Origin of the sequence: Polyangium sp. 6x1, from assembly GCF_029946515.1 — a bacterium.
Taxonomy (GTDB): domain Bacteria; phylum Myxococcota_A; class Polyangia; order Polyangiales; family Polyangiaceae; genus Polyangium.
In genome coordinates this window covers 210,123-223,526 of sequence record NZ_JARZHH010000009.1, presented here as the reverse complement: position 1 = coordinate 223,526, position 13,404 = coordinate 210,123, and the positions used below count along the sequence as shown (strand labels likewise).

Annotated in this window: 12 protein-coding genes; 9 read left to right on the top strand and 3 right to left on the bottom strand. The window is 67.1% G+C overall.

Annotated features, from left to right (window positions below; genetic code table 11):
- Positions 1-110: 110 nt before the first annotated feature.
- Positions 111-1,391, bottom strand: coding sequence for a DUF4388 domain-containing protein (locus QHF85_RS12420; protein WP_281327353.1), 1,281 nt, complete (start codon positions 1,389-1,391; stop codon positions 111-113).
- Positions 1,392-1,467: 76 nt separating this feature from the next.
- On the opposite strand from QHF85_RS12420, the gene QHF85_RS12415 reads away from it, so the two are divergent.
- Positions 1,468-2,406: a MoxR family ATPase gene (locus QHF85_RS12415; protein WP_281327352.1), complete on the top strand. Its 939-nt coding sequence runs from the start codon at positions 1,468-1,470 to the stop codon at positions 2,404-2,406.
- Here QHF85_RS12415 and dnaE read toward each other — a convergent pair.
- A complete protein-coding gene (gene dnaE / locus QHF85_RS12410) occupies positions 2,403-6,032 on the bottom strand; it encodes a DNA polymerase III subunit alpha (RefSeq protein ID WP_281327351.1) in 3,630 nt (1,209 codons plus the stop codon). The two genes, QHF85_RS12415 and dnaE, sit on opposite strands and share 4 nt — an antisense overlap.
- A gap of 393 nt (positions 6,033-6,425) precedes the next feature.
- On the opposite strand from dnaE, the gene QHF85_RS12405 reads away from it, so the two are divergent.
- The 6 genes from QHF85_RS12405 to QHF85_RS12380 all read left to right on the top strand — a co-directional run bounded on the left by QHF85_RS12405 (position 6,426) and on the right by QHF85_RS12380 (position 11,138).
- A complete protein-coding gene (locus QHF85_RS12405; RefSeq protein ID WP_281327350.1) occupies positions 6,426-7,388 on the top strand; it encodes a hypothetical protein in 963 nt (320 codons plus the stop codon).
- 440 nt (positions 7,389-7,828) lie between these two features.
- Positions 7,829-8,443, top strand: coding sequence for an OmpA family protein (locus QHF85_RS12400; protein ID WP_281327349.1), 615 nt, complete (start codon positions 7,829-7,831; stop codon positions 8,441-8,443).
- Positions 8,444-8,584: 141 nt separating this feature from the next.
- The gene (locus QHF85_RS12395; protein WP_281327348.1) at positions 8,585-9,019 is read left to right on the top strand and encodes a cytochrome c; all 435 of its coding nucleotides are present in this window, start codon (positions 8,585-8,587) and stop codon (positions 9,017-9,019) included.
- A 13-nt stretch (positions 9,020-9,032) separates the two neighbouring features.
- A complete protein-coding gene (locus tag QHF85_RS12390; RefSeq protein ID WP_281327347.1) occupies positions 9,033-9,506 on the top strand; it encodes a hypothetical protein in 474 nt (157 codons plus the stop codon).
- A gap of 338 nt (positions 9,507-9,844) precedes the next feature.
- The gene (locus tag QHF85_RS12385) at positions 9,845-10,024 is read left to right on the top strand and encodes a hypothetical protein (RefSeq protein ID WP_272423088.1); all 180 of its coding nucleotides are present in this window, start codon (positions 9,845-9,847) and stop codon (positions 10,022-10,024) included.
- A 34-nt stretch (positions 10,025-10,058) separates the two neighbouring features.
- Positions 10,059-11,138, top strand: a complete 1,080-nt coding sequence (locus QHF85_RS12380) for a TIGR04552 family protein (RefSeq protein ID WP_281327346.1) — start codon at positions 10,059-10,061, stop codon at positions 11,136-11,138.
- 458 nt (positions 11,139-11,596) lie between these two features.
- On the opposite strand, the gene QHF85_RS12375 is transcribed toward QHF85_RS12380, so the two are convergent.
- Positions 11,597-12,178 carry a Crp/Fnr family transcriptional regulator gene (locus QHF85_RS12375; protein ID WP_281327345.1) on the bottom strand — a complete coding sequence of 194 codons (582 nt, stop codon included), beginning with the start codon at positions 12,176-12,178 and terminating at the stop codon, positions 11,597-11,599.
- Positions 12,179-12,529: 351 nt separating this feature from the next.
- On the opposite strand from QHF85_RS12375, the gene QHF85_RS12370 reads away from it, so the two are divergent.
- Entirely contained in the window at positions 12,530-13,042 is a 513-nt protein-coding gene (locus tag QHF85_RS12370; RefSeq protein WP_136929694.1) for a DUF507 family protein, read from the top strand.
- Between the two features lie 17 nt (positions 13,043-13,059).
- A complete protein-coding gene (locus tag QHF85_RS12365) occupies positions 13,060-13,377 on the top strand; it encodes a hypothetical protein (protein WP_281327344.1) in 318 nt (105 codons plus the stop codon).
- The last annotated feature ends 27 nt before the right edge of the window (positions 13,378-13,404 follow it).

Sequence of the window (13,404 nt, the reverse complement as noted above, 5' to 3'; positions counted from 1 at the left end):
CGTTCGATGAACTGCGCATCGCGCAGTTCATCGAACCTCGGTCCAGGCCGCGCCTGGTCCGGGTCCAGGGGTGGACAACCCCTGGTCGGGTCCGGGGTGAAACCCCGGCGCTACGCTGTGGAGGGCCGACCGGGGCCCCCCACCGCGAGCGGCGCGATGATGTCCGCGACGCTCTTCGCGAGCAGCGGCGCCCCTGCCCCGCTCCGCGTCGATGCCTCGCGCAGCACCGGCTCCGCGATGAAGATCGCGAACGACACGTAGTCGTAGAGCCACTGCGCGAGCATCGGCTCCGCCTGGTCCGGGCCGACCAGCATCGCCACGTTCTCGATGATCTGCGCGTCGTCGAGCGTCCCGTCCGGCCGCGGCCCCGCGCGCATGAAGAGCGCGTCGTAGATGCCTGCGCCCGTTGCGAACGAGGCGAGGTGCTGCCGGACCTCGTCGCCTCGCTTCACGGCGTCGACCTCGTGCATCACCATCGACATCGCCTCGTTGAAGAGCGCCACGATCGCGGCCGGCCCTGTGGGCCGCGGCGCGCGCACCGTCACGCAGCCAGCTTGCACGAGCTGAAAGACCTGCCGCGTGACCTCGAACTCCCCCTGCCCCACCGCGCGGCAGATGTCGGCGACGGAGCGCACGCCGTCGATCGCCTCGTAGATCTGCACGACATCCCCCTCGCTCGGCGAAGGCCGATCCGGCACGCGATCCGGCACGTGCTCGGCGGATGGGATGCGCTCGCGGAAGTAGCGCATCTCGTCCATGCGCCGCACCGCTTCCATCAAGAGGCCGCTCACGCCCAGGTTCTGCCGCGACGTCAGCCGCGCCTCGTCGAAGCGATCGAGGAAGTAGAACATCCCGCTCTCGGCGCGCATCACCGCGTAGACGATCTCCTCGACCTGCCGGCCCATGAGCTGGAACAACGTCTCGCGCGAGATGTGCCCCATGCGCACTGCCATCTCGCCGAAGCGCACGTCGCCCGTCACGGCTTTCGCCACCTCTTGGAGCTGCTCGAGCGAGAGCGCGCCGTAGCGGTAGAGCATCTCGCCGAGCCGTTCTCCTTCGGCGCTCGAGTGCGCGCCCACGACGGCGCCGTGCTCGAAGAAGATGCTCCGGTTCGTCGCGCCGTCGTAGATCGCGAGCTCGCCGGTCCACGCGCTCTGGCCGATCATCGACACGATGTCGCAGAGCGCGCTCGCGCTCGTGATCTCGCCGCAGAGCCGCAAGCTCCCGGCCTCGGCCGCCTCCGCGCGACGCATGACGACCACGTGCGCGGGCGCCGGCATCAGTCGGAACGCGCCTTGTCGCGCGCGCATTCGCTGGCTCGCCAGCTTGCCGACTGGGTGCGCCGTACCCGTGCCGTCCACGCGCACGAGATCGTGGCCGTCCTCGCCCATCTGCTCGGTTTATAGCAGGACACGAGCGGGACATGCCTCGGCATTCCGCGGGGATGGCCATGCTACCGTGCTCCCCGTGACCGCCTCCCCCGATCCGATCGCCTCTCCCCAGGCGCTCACGGCTGCCCTGGGCGGGGCCCGCTACCTCAGCGACCCCGCCACGGCCCTCTCCCTCTGGCTCGCCCTGCGCATGGGGCGCCCGCTCATGCTCGAAGGGCCCGCGGGGGTCGGCAAGACCGACCTCGCCCGCGCCGCCGCCCAGGCGCTCGGCCGTCCGCTCGTCCGGCTGCAGTGTTACGAGGGCCTCGACGAGGCCAAGGCCCTCTACGAGTGGGATTACGCCAAGCAGATGCTCTACACGCAGCTCCTCCGCGACGCGATCGCCGCGGAGACGCACGGCGCGTCCATCGCGAACGCCGCGCAGATCGTGGCCAGGAGCGAGGCGTCCTTCTTCACCGAGCACTTCCTCCTCTCCCGCCCGCTGCTCGCCGCGATCCGCAGCGAGGCGCCCGTCGTCCTGCTCATCGACGAGGTCGATCGCGCCGATCCCGAGTTCGAGGCGTTCCTCCTCGAAATCCTCTCCGAGTTGCAAGTCACGATCCCCGAGCTCGGCACCTTCCGCGCCAAGCACCCTCCGCTCGTGCTGCTCACGACGAACGCCACGCGCGAGATGACCGAGGCGCTCCGCAGGCGATGCCTGCACGCCTTCCTCGACTACCCGTCGTCCTCGCGCGAGCTCGCGATCCTGGAGCTCGTCGTTCCGGGCATCGATCACACGCTCGCTGCGCACCTCGTCGCGTTCATCGGCGAGCTGCGCAAGATGGACCTCCGCAAGGCGCCGGCCGTGAGCGAGACCCTCGACTGGGCGCGCGCGCTCGTCCTGCTCGGCAAGAGCAAGCTCGATCCGGACCTCGCGCGCGACACGCTCGGCCTCTTGCTCAAGCACCAGGAAGACAAAGTCTCGGTCGAGCCGCGCCTCGACACGATGGTGAAGTCCACGGCTTCGTCGAGCTAGCGCAGCTCCGCGACCTTCTCCCCGAAGAGCTTCTCCAGGCGCGCCAGCATCTCGTCGCTCGGCGTCACCGTGAGATCACGCCCGAGCGCGAGCACCGCCTCGGCCCCGTCGTCGAGCTGGATCAAGAGGTGCACCGGGCAAACGCCGCGGCTCGACGCAAGCACGTCCCGCAGCTTGCCGATGTGATCGCGCGTCGCCTTCCGGGCCTGCACGCGGATGCGCACGCTCTTCGTTTCGGCGCGGATCGCGTCCGCGAGCGGCACGACCTCGTCGAGCATCAGCGTCGGCTCCCGCGGCGCGGCCTGCTCGTCCTCGGCGCCCTCCTCCACCTGCGGAAAGCTCACCTTGCCCGAGACGAGCACCGGCTCGTTGCCCTGCAGGATCGTGCCGTACGTCTCGATCTGCTTGTCGCGCACCTTCACCTCGACACGACCGCTCGTGTCTTCGAGGTGGAAAAACGCGATCTTGCCGCCGCCGCCCTTGAAGATGCGCTCGCGGTACCCCTCGACCATCCCGGCGACGCGCACCTTCGACCACGGATCTTTATGTGGCAGCGCGCTCGCCGCGATCACCTCGAAGCGACTGAGCTCCGTGCCGTACCGATCGAGCGGGTGCCCCGAGACGTAGAAGCCGAGCGACTGCTTCTCGCGCACCAGCATCTCGCGCAGATCCCACGGCTCGCACTGCGGGTACTCGTCGAGCTTCTGCTCGGCCTCGGGCGCCGCCTTCGCGAAGAGGCTGAACAGAGATCCTTGCCCGCGCTCGCGATCCTTGCTCGCGCTTCGCGCGCGTTCGAGCGCCTGATCCAGCGCGGCGAACGCGCGCGCCCGCGTGACCCCGCGTGGCAAGAGCGTCGCGTCGAACGCCCCCGATTGCGTGAGCGCTTCGAGCACGCCCTTGTTCACACGCCGCGCATCGACGCGCTGGGCGAAGTCGAACAGATCGGCGAACGCGCCGCCCGAGGTGCGCGCTTCGAGCACCGCCTCCAGCGCCGACTCGCCCACGCCGCGGATCGCGCCGAGGCCGAAGCGGATCTTCGGATCGTACGGGTCGGCGTCCTTGATCTTGCTCGGCGCCTTCCGGCCGACCTTCTTCGTGGCCTTGCCCGGCTCGCTGTAGACGACCGAGAAGTCGATGTTCGACTCGTTGATGTCGGGCGGGAGGATGTCGACGCCCCAGGCGCGGCCCTCCGCGATGATCCGCACGACCTTCTCGATCTTGTCGCGGTCCGCGGTCATCAGCGCGCAGAGGAACTCCACCGGATAATGCCGCTTGAGGTACGCCGTCTGGTACGTGATGAGCGCGTACGCGGCCGAGTGGCTCTTGTTGAAGCCGTACCCCGCGAAGAACTCGAGCAGCCCGAAGATGGTATCGGCGTCCTTCTCGGACACCCCTTTCTTCAAGGAGCCCTCGACGAAGATGGACTTCTGCTTGGCCATCTCCTCGGGCTTTTTCTTGCCCATCGCGCGGCGGAGCAGGTCGGCGCCGCCGAGCGTGTAGCCGGCGAGCTGCTGCGCGATCTGCATGACCTGCTCCTGGTAGACGATGACGCCGTAGGTCGGCTTGAGCAGATCGTCGACGAGGTCGTGCATCTTCGCGATGGGCTTGCGCCCGTGCTTGCAGTCGACGAAGTCCTTCACCATGCCCGTGCCGAGCGGGCCGGGGCGGTAGAGCGCGACGGCGGCGACGATGTCTTCGAAGTTCGTCGGGCGCAGGTCCTTGAAGAGCTGCTGCATGCCGCTCGATTCGAGCTGGAACACGCCCGTCGTCTCGCCCGACTGCAGGAGGTGGAACGTCTCCTCGTCCTCCAGCGAGACCGCGTTGATGTCGAACGCCTTGGCCGGTGTTGTCCCCTTCTGATCGGGCCGCGCGCGGATGAGCCGCACCGCGATGTCGATCACGGTGAGCGTCTTCAGGCCGAGGAAGTCGAACTTGACGAGGCCCGCCTGCTCGACGTCGTCCTTGTAGTACTGCGTGACGAGCGCCTCGCCGTTCCGGAAGCACGGCACGTGGTCCCAGAGCGGGCCCTCGCTGATCACGATGCCGGCCGCGTGCATGCCGGCGTGCCGCGTCAGACCCTCGAGCTTCTGCGCCTGCGTGAGCAACTCGCGCACGGAGGGATCGCTCTCCATGTGCGCCTTGAGCTTCGGCTCGATCTCGATCGACTCGGGGATCGTGTACGTCTGCCCCGGCCCCTTCTGCGGGATCAGGTTCGCGATCTTCTGCGCCTCGGCGGGCGGGAAGCTCATCGCGCGGGCGACGTCCTTGATGACGCTCTTCGCCTTGAGCTCGTGGAACGTCGCGATCTGCCCGACGCTATCCTTGCCGTACTTCTCGGCGACGTACCGGATCACCTCGTCGCGCCGATCCATGCAGAAGTCGACGTCGAAGTCCGGCATGCTCACGCGCTCCGGGTTCAGGAAGCGCTCGAAGAGCAGGTTGTACGGGATCGGATCGAGATCCGTGATGCGCAGCGCGTACGCCACGAGCGAGCCCGCGCCCGAGCCGCGGCCCGGTCCCACCGGGATCCCCATCTCCTTCGCCTGCCGGATGAAGTCCCAGACGATCAGGAAGTAGCCGGGGAACTTCATCCCGATGATGACGTCGAGCTCCATGTCGAGGCGCTTGCGGTACGCCTCCTGGTCGACGGTCTTGCCCCCGCGTTGGAACTCCTCGAAGCGCTTCGTCAGCCCCTCGTGCGAGACGTGCCGGAAGTACGAGTTCGTATCGAACCCCTCCGGCAGCGCGAACGTCGGCAGCATCGGCTGCCCGAGCTTCAGCTTGAGCCCCGCGCACCGCTCGGCGATCTCGAGCGTGCTCTTGATGGCCTCCGGGTGGTCGCGGAAGACGTGCGCCATCTCGTCCGGCGACTTGAGGAACATCTCGAAGCTCTGGTGATGCGCCGCGAACGCGTCCGCATACGAGCGGTTCGCCGCGATGCACGACAGGTAGAGATGCCCCTCGCCGTCGTCGCGGCTGCCAAAGTGCGCGTCGTTCGTCGCCACGATCGGCAGGCCACGATCCTTCGCGAGCCGCGTCAGGATCCCGTTCAGCACTGGCTGCTCGACGAGCCCGTGATCCTGCAGCTCCACGTACAGGCTGCCCGGCTCGAACGCCTCGACGAGCCGACCCATCGCGGCGCGCCCTTCCTCCTCGCCCTCCTCCAGCACGCGCTGCGCGAGCACGCCGCCCATGCAACCGGAGAGGCCGATCAGGCCCTTGTTGTTCTGCGCGATGAAGTCGAGCGACACGCTCGGCGCAGCTCCGCTCATGGGCGTCACGTGCCCCTCGGACACGATTCGAACGAGGCTCTTGTAGCCTTCGAGGTTCGACGCGAGCAGCACGAGGTGATCGACCGGCGCGTCGTCGTTCTTGCCGCTCGGGACCTCGCTGCGCGTGGTCCGAGGCCGCGCGACGTTCACCTCGCAGCCGAGAATGGCGCCGACCTGCGCGTCCTTGCACGCCTTGTAGAGCTGGATCGCGCCGAACATGTTGCCGTGATCGGTCAGGGCAACGGCGCGCATCCCGAGCGCCTTCGTCTTGCTGACGAGGTCCTTGATCTTGAGGGCCCCGTCGAGCAGCGAGTACTGCGAGTGGACGTGGAGATGAACGAACTCGGCTGCCACGATCGATCTTGCCTCGGAGTTTCAACGGCTCGGGCGAGCTCGCTTCAGGATAGGCGCGCGTCACGAAACGAGGCGCGTCTTCGTGATGCTTTGCGTCGCTCGTGAAGCTGCATCGTACGGCTTCACTCCTGTCGTGTGCGCTGCGCTGCGCTCTGTGACGCTCTTGTGAAGCGGCTGCGCCCTGGCTAGCATGCGCCACATCCACGGGCACTCGACTAGCTGCCGTGCGCTTGACGACCCTCGCTCGGGTCCGGGAAAGTGAGTCAGGTTTCTATGCTTCGCACTCGTCTTCTCACAGCCGCGTTCGCGGCGACTTCTCTCGCGGTCCTTGGCTGCGGTTCCGATTCTGGCAACGGGAACCAAAATCCCCCGCCTCCGCCTCCCGAGGATCCCGTGGGTCTCGCGCCCCCGGAAGAGACCGCTGGTGCGGCGGCCTGCGAGGGGCCGGGCAAGGTGATGGCGATGAGCCAGATCTTCCTCGGTGACACGAAGCGTGACGGTACGTCCGATCCCACGAACGGCTGGAAGAGCTTCGGCTACGATCTCGACGGTCGTGCCACGACGAAGGCGTCGGTCGGCCTGTGTAAGCCGCGCGCGGGCGGCTCGCCCGCGGCCGTGTATCCGGACGGCGAGGAAGGCCGGGACAACTCGTTCGGCAAGAACATCCTGCCCGTCATCCTCGGCCTCTCGAACGACCTCAGCGTGCAGGCGAACCAGGCGATCGCGGACGGTGAGTTCACGATCATGCTCGACATGTCGACGCTCGGCACGTCGGCGGACTGCAACAGCCTGTCGACGAAGCTCTACGGCGGCGCGAACCTCGGCGCGACGCCGAAGTGGGACGGCACCGACCCGTGGCCGCTCCTGCCCGAGCTCCTGAACGACACGTCGGATCCGACGTCGGCGAAGATCGTCTTCCCGAAGAGCTACGTCGTGAAGAACACGTGGGTCTCGGGCACGAAGGGCACGGTCAAGCTCTCGCTCTCGATCAGCGGCTTCACGATCGCGCTCGACATCAACAGCGCGGTCATCACCGTGGACCTCGACGCCGATCGCAACGGCGGGACGAACGGCACGATCGCCGGCGTCATCGAGACCGAGGCGCTCATCAGCGAGATCTCGAAGGTCGCGGCGGCGTTCGACGAGTCGTTCTGCGATCCGATGTCGCCGACGCTGCAGAGCATCTTGAACCAGATCCGCCAGGCGTCCGACATCATGAAGGACGGCACGCAGGATCCGGCCGTCGAGTGTGACGGCATCTCGATCGGCCTCGGCTTCAACGCGAAGACCGTGCAGCTCGGCCCGGTGGCGATGCCCGGCGAGCCCCCGCCGGATCCCTGCGCCCCGATGCCGTGAAAGCTCGCGTCGGACACGAGGGGCCGGCCCACCGCACGGCCCCTCGTCGCCCGAAGTGACCGTTGGAGATCGAAAGAGTCGAGAGCAGAGGGCGCATCCGGCGCACGCCAGCGGGGGGAAGGGCGTGTGAAACGGCTGCGCCCTCTGGTTTGTCAGGGGGGTTCGTCGAGGAAGGGGGGACCGGGAGCGTCAGCGGCGGGAACGTGCCCGGGTGAGCCGTTCGGCCCGCGTAAAACGTCGAGGAGCAGGAAGCACGACGCGTAAGGCGTACGCGCGCTCCGACGTTGGGTGGGGGGTCGAGAGGCGAAAGAAAAACTCCAAACCGCCTGAAGAAACCTGATAGAAGCGCGTCCAAGACCCCGTTCGGCTCGACGGCTGCCTGCACGCCGGTGAACCATGGCTTGGCCGCGGCCCGTGCTTCTCGGAGGAGATCAATCTCTATGCAAAAGTTCCTGGCTCCCGTTCTTTGCACCGTGCTGATGGTTGGCGCCCTCGGCGCGATGACTGGCTGCACGGCCTCTGCGTCCGTGGGTGGTGGTGCGGAGACGCCGCCCCCGCCCCCGCCGCCCCCGCCGCCTCCGCCGCCCCCGCCGCCCCCGCCGGCCGCGGCGCCCGCGCCCGAGGTCAAGATGGAGGGCAACAAGCTCCTCCTCCCGGGTGCCATCGTCTACAAGACGGGCAGCGCCGAGCTCGATCCGGTCAGCTTCCCGATCCTCGATCAGGTGAAGTCGTACCTCGACGCGAAGGCGAACGTGACGCTGCTCCGCATCGAGGGCCATACGGACTCGGACGGCGACGCGGCGAAGAACCTCGACCTCTCCGCGCGCCGCGCCCAGTCGGCCGCGAAGTACCTCGTCGGCAAGGGCGTCGATTGCAAGCGCCTCATCGCGGTCGGGTTCGGCGTGACGAAGCCCGTCGCCGACAACAAGACGGCCGAGGGCAAGGCCCAGAACCGCCGCACCGACTTCATCAACGCGGCGATCAACGGCAAGCCCATCATGAAGATGCCGGTCGACGGCGGCGCGCCCAAGGTCCTCGACGCCTGCGCGCCCTGACGCTCCCGCGTCTCCCCTCGCCCGCGCTCCCGCCTTCCTGACGCCCTCCTTCTCGCTCCCAACCCGGACCCCGGGGTGAGGCGAAACCAGCCGCCGAAAACGCTGGCCAACCCGCCCCGGGCCCATCATCCCTTCATGGCCATGCGCCCGCTCGTCCTCACGTCGCTGCTCCTCGGCTCGTCGCTCATCTTCGCGACGGGGTGTGATCGCTCCTCGCACGACGTGCGCGAGTGGAAGGCGACGGATCACGATCAGCCCCTCGGTCAGCAACCCGGGCAGGTCGCCGCGCGTCCGCAGGGCTCAGCCGCGCAGGGGCCCGATCAGAGCCTCGTGGAGATCGCCTGGCAGCGCAACTGCGCGAGCTGCCACGGCCAGCGCGGCAAGGGCGACGGGCCACAAGGCCCGATGATGCGCGCCCCCGATCTCACGCGCTCGGACTGGCAGGCGCAGGTGACGGACGAGCAGGTGGCCGAGGTCATCCGCAAGGGCCGCAACAAGATGCCGCCGTTCGGTAACCTGCCCGATCAAGTCATCACGGGCCTCGTCGGCCGCATCCGCGCGAACCGCTCGCCTTGATCCGCGCCGCGCGTTGACTTCCCCTCTCCCGCTCGTCACGTTGCGCCCGATGCAGCCGCAAACGACGACGGACGAGGAGACGCAAGCCGAAGCCGAAGGCGCGGCCAAGCCCCTGTTCGCGCCTTCGCCGCGGAGGCGGCAGCTCCTGTCGTTGCTCCTGCTCGCGGGCGCCGGCGCGGCGGTCCTGTCGCTCGCGCCGCACTGGCCCAAGGAGCGCTCGATCGATTTTCGTCTCGACGGCGAAGTCGGCACGGTCGTCGGCTTCGACGTGACGTGGTCGCGGTCCGGCGCGGAGGCGGAGCCCGTCAGCGGCAGCTCCTTCCGCTTCGAGCCCGGGCGCGCGCCAAAAATCGTCCACACGACCGTACACTTGCCGGACGGTTCGTATGCACTGGACATCCGCGTCGACCGGGCGGATCGCAGCGACTCGATGCAGCGCACGCTGAAGCTCGGCGACGGCGATCGGATCACCGTGCCGCTTCGCTGAGGCAGGCCGCGTCCTTCAAGCATCGCCTGCGTCTTCCGGGACACGGTTCGCCGGTCTAGAAACGACCTACAAAGCCGACGTCAACCGCACGAATCCGTTCGGTATTTCAACGTTTGTACCCGTGGTGCTTCGTGCGGGAACGGAACGTGTGACGAATTCGCTTGATGCGGCGCCCCAGACACCGCTACTTCTTGGCCCGTTGGCTTGGGGTGTGGCAGCTTATCCTACATGCTCTTATCTGTCGCTGATGAGCGCACCCTGTCGTTTCTGGACAGGGGCAGCGCCGCAGCGCCGGAGGGCGATCCGAGGGACGGGTCGCCTGCACTGATGGAGGACCGATGAAGATCACGCCCTGGTACCTGGCCGCTCTCGCCCCCTTCGCCGCGATCGGGTGCAGTGGTGCATATCTCGGGCACGCGGCCGTCGTCGTCCTGACGATCGGCATCTTCTTTGGCACGCTCTCGCTCGGCCGGACGCCGAACGCGCCGCCCCCCTCCCCGCCAAACGCGCGTGCATGAACGCCGCTCGCTTCGGCGCTGTTAACCTCGGGTCATGACGTACGACACCGTCGGCTCCCTCAAGGGCCTCGACGAGTTCTCCTTGATGGATCTCGAGGCGGTGCGTCTCATCCTGCGAGGCGACTCCGTCGTCGACTGGCACCGGCTCCACGTTCGCGACGAGGAAGAGGCGCGCTCGCTCCTGCGAGCACAAGAGTTCCGACCCGAAGAGCCCGCCGATCGCGCACGACTCGAGGCGATCAAAAACGAAGCGATCGCCTATCTCCGGCGGCACTTCGAATTCCCCATCCCCAAGCCCGTCGCCCGATGCTCCGTGGAGGAGCTCCTGGTGCTCGCCTCGGGCAAGGGTCACAGGCAGCTCTGCGCCTGCACGATCCTGAAGGCGATGCACATCATCCATCACCTCGAAGGGCGTGAGCTGCTCTTCTCGATCCCGATGTCCGACCAGGATGTCTTCCACCTGGTGGAGGAGAAGGTCTACCGGATCGTGGGCGGGATGCTCGCAGCCGGCTTCCCCATCACGGAGTTCATCGGCGGGCGGAAAAACAAGGACTCGCTCTACACGAAGCTGCTCTCGAAGACCGACACGACAGCAGCAGCGATCTACGACAAGCTGCGGTTCCGGATCGTGACGCGGGAGGCAGACGACATCCTGCCCATCCTGCTCTACCTGTCGGAGCGGCTGTTCCCGTTCAACTACGTCGTGCCTGGGCAGAGCACGAACACAATCTTTCACTTCCGTAGTTACTGCGAGCGTCACCCGTTCCTACGCATGCTGCTCCGAGAGCTGCAAGCAGGCGTGGAGGACGGCCTGACGCTCAGCAACAACACGTTCAGCGATCAGAGCTATCGCGTGATCCACTTCGTGGTTGATCTCCCGGTGCGGCTACCCCCCGAGATCATGGAGCTCGCGCCGCCAGCCGCGTGGGCACTCGGCCCAATCGTGTTCGTGTTGTGCGAGTTCCAGCTGATCGATCGCGAGACGGAAGCAGCCAACGAGCTCGGAGACGCGAGCCACGCCAAGTACAAGGAACGGCAGAAGGTCGCCGTGATGCGTCGGTTGAAGCTCGGCGGGCGAGCTCCCACGCGCGTTCCTGTGAAGCGGAATCGCTAGGGAAGCGTAGCGCCGGGGTTTCACCCCGGACCCGACCAGGGGTTGTCCACCCCTGGACCCGGACCAGGGCCAGCCCTGGACCTCTGGGCATCGACTGCGCGAAGCGCAGTCGATGCAGGGAAATTTTGCTAGGTGTCCGCCCCCTTTGCAGGGCTAGCCCTGGACATGCAAAAACCGCGCGATGCGCGGTTTTTGCCACGGGCCGCGTCAAGACCAGCGACGATCTTGCCCGTCAAGGCGGCAGCGTTGGCGTGTCTGCTGGAGGGGCCGCGTCGCCGTCTTGGCTGGCAACGCTCGGTTCGGGTCTTGCCACGGGCCCGTCGTAGAAACCGCGCATCGCGCGGTTTCTACGCCCCCGGTCCAGGCCGCGCTTGGTCCGGGGTGCCGGGGGTGGACAGCCCCCGGCTGGGGTTTGGGGCAAAGCCCCAAATCTCCCGCCAGGGGCCGAGAACGCGTGATCAGGTACGGGTCTTGAGGCCCTCGCGATCGAGCACCACGATGCGGCGGCGGTCGACCTCGATGATGCCTTTGCGGCGAAGCTCGCCCAGGGTGAGCGTGACGGTCTCGCGGGTGGAGCCGATCATGCTGGCCATCTCCTGGTGCGTGAAGGGCGCCGAGATCAGGACGCCGCGCGGATCGGGGATGCCCCAGCGCTGGGCGGCCTTGAGCAGGAACTCGGCCAGGCGCGCTTCCACGTTGCGGAAGAGCATCGAGGCGAGACGCTCTTCCGTCTCGGCGTTGCGCTCCACGAGCGCGCCGACCAGCGCGTTCGCGAAGGCCTGATCCGAGGACATGAGCCCGCGGATCGTCGCGATCGGCACGACGAGCGCTTCCACGTCCTCCGTGGCGATCGCGCTCTCGCGGTGGTTCGGCACGCCGCCGAGCGCGGCCTCGCCGAGGAGGTCGCCCGCGCCGCGGTAGCCGAGCGAGAGCGTGTGGCCTTCGTTCAGCGCCCGGACCAGGCGGACGCGTCCGCTGCCGAGCATCACCACCGAGTTCGCGGGGTCGCCCTGGGTCACCAGGGGCCGGCCGCGCGTCACTCGCTGGATCGTACCAGCGTCGGCCAGGAGGGTCTGCGACGCGGGCGAAGCCGCGCTACCGACCGCACCACGCCGCAAAATCCGCCGCTTGCGTGCGTCCGGATCGAGCCCCCCGTCGTTGCCAACCGCGCCGGAACGAGCCGGGACGTTCGGTGCCATCGCATCCTTACCCATCATATCGAGACTGCTCCTCTAGGTGCGTTTTTCGCCGTGCGGGCCCAGAAAAAGAACGCGGCGTGCGTTGACATCTCCGAAGTACGGCCCGTACCTTTCGGGGGCCGAAGCCCCAGCCGAAGAACCCAAGTCGGCGGGGATCCGGTGCCCCGCTCCCCTGAAGCTACGGATCGTTGGATGCGCCTCTTTAGCGGTAAAATTGCCCCTCTCAGCGAAGAAATCGTCAAAACCCTGGCGGACAACGGGGAGATCGAGTGTGAGGACCGAAAAGAGGTGGTCCGAGACCTGGAGTCCGTCTTTTCTCAGTACCTCGCGACCGAAAAGGAAGTGATGGACAAGTCGAAGGCCACGCTCGAGTCGCGCGGCCTGCCTCCCTCGGAGCTCGGGCGGATCCGGAAGATCATCGCCGAGCAAAAAGGGATCAAGATCGGCGAAGACATCCTCGACTACTTGCTAGACCAGTGCATCGAGATGCTCATGCACTCGGGCAACGTCGACGAGGTCTACGGCCAGGATCACGACCTCCGGCGTCGCATGCGGCCTGTGCTGAAGAAGTACCTCGCGGCCGACGATGAGCTCGACGCCGAGGTCCGGAACAAGATGAAGAACCTGCAGGAAGGGACTCGGACCTGGGAGGTCGAGTACCAGAAGATCAAGAACGAGATCCAGCGCCGCAAGGGCCTCGTTTGAGGGGAGAGTAGAGACCGATGGGCTGGATTCCGAAGGTCGAGCAGAAGCGCCACTTCTGCCACAAGTGCAAGAACGAGCTCGTCTTCGAGGTGAAGCTCCAGCGCGCCGACACGTGTCCCCACTGCGGCGTCGACATGCACTGCTGCAAGAACTGCGAGTACTGGGATCCGTCCGCGCACAACCAGTGCAAGGAGCGGATCGCCGAGTACATCCCTGATCGGGAGAAGGCGAACTTCTGCACGTTCTTCACGTTCAAGAACGGCGTCCCGGAAGATACGTCCGCGCAGATCGCCAAGTCGAAGTCCCGCCTCGACGATCTGTTCAAGAAGAAGTAACTCGCGAGCGCCCGCGCGTTCGAGCAT

Coding starts and splice junctions, on each gene's coding strand:
- QHF85_RS12395 (WP_281327348.1), top strand. CDS start 8,585: ATGCGCCCGCTCGTCCTCACGTCGCTGCTCCTCGGCTCGTCGCTCATC.
- QHF85_RS12400 (WP_281327349.1), top strand. CDS start 7,829: ATGCAAAAGTTCCTGGCTCCCGTTCTTTGCACCGTGCTGATGGTTGGC.
- QHF85_RS12385 (WP_272423088.1), top strand. CDS start 9,845: ATGAAGATCACGCCCTGGTACCTGGCCGCTCTCGCCCCCTTCGCCGCG.
- QHF85_RS12370 (WP_136929694.1), top strand. CDS start 12,530: ATGCGCCTCTTTAGCGGTAAAATTGCCCCTCTCAGCGAAGAAATCGTC.
- QHF85_RS12365 (WP_281327344.1), top strand. CDS start 13,060: ATGGGCTGGATTCCGAAGGTCGAGCAGAAGCGCCACTTCTGCCACAAG.
- QHF85_RS12380 (WP_281327346.1), top strand. CDS start 10,059: ATGACGTACGACACCGTCGGCTCCCTCAAGGGCCTCGACGAGTTCTCC.
- QHF85_RS12420 (WP_281327353.1), bottom strand. CDS start 1,391: ATGGGCGAGGACGGCCACGATCTCGTGCGCGTGGACGGCACGGGTACG.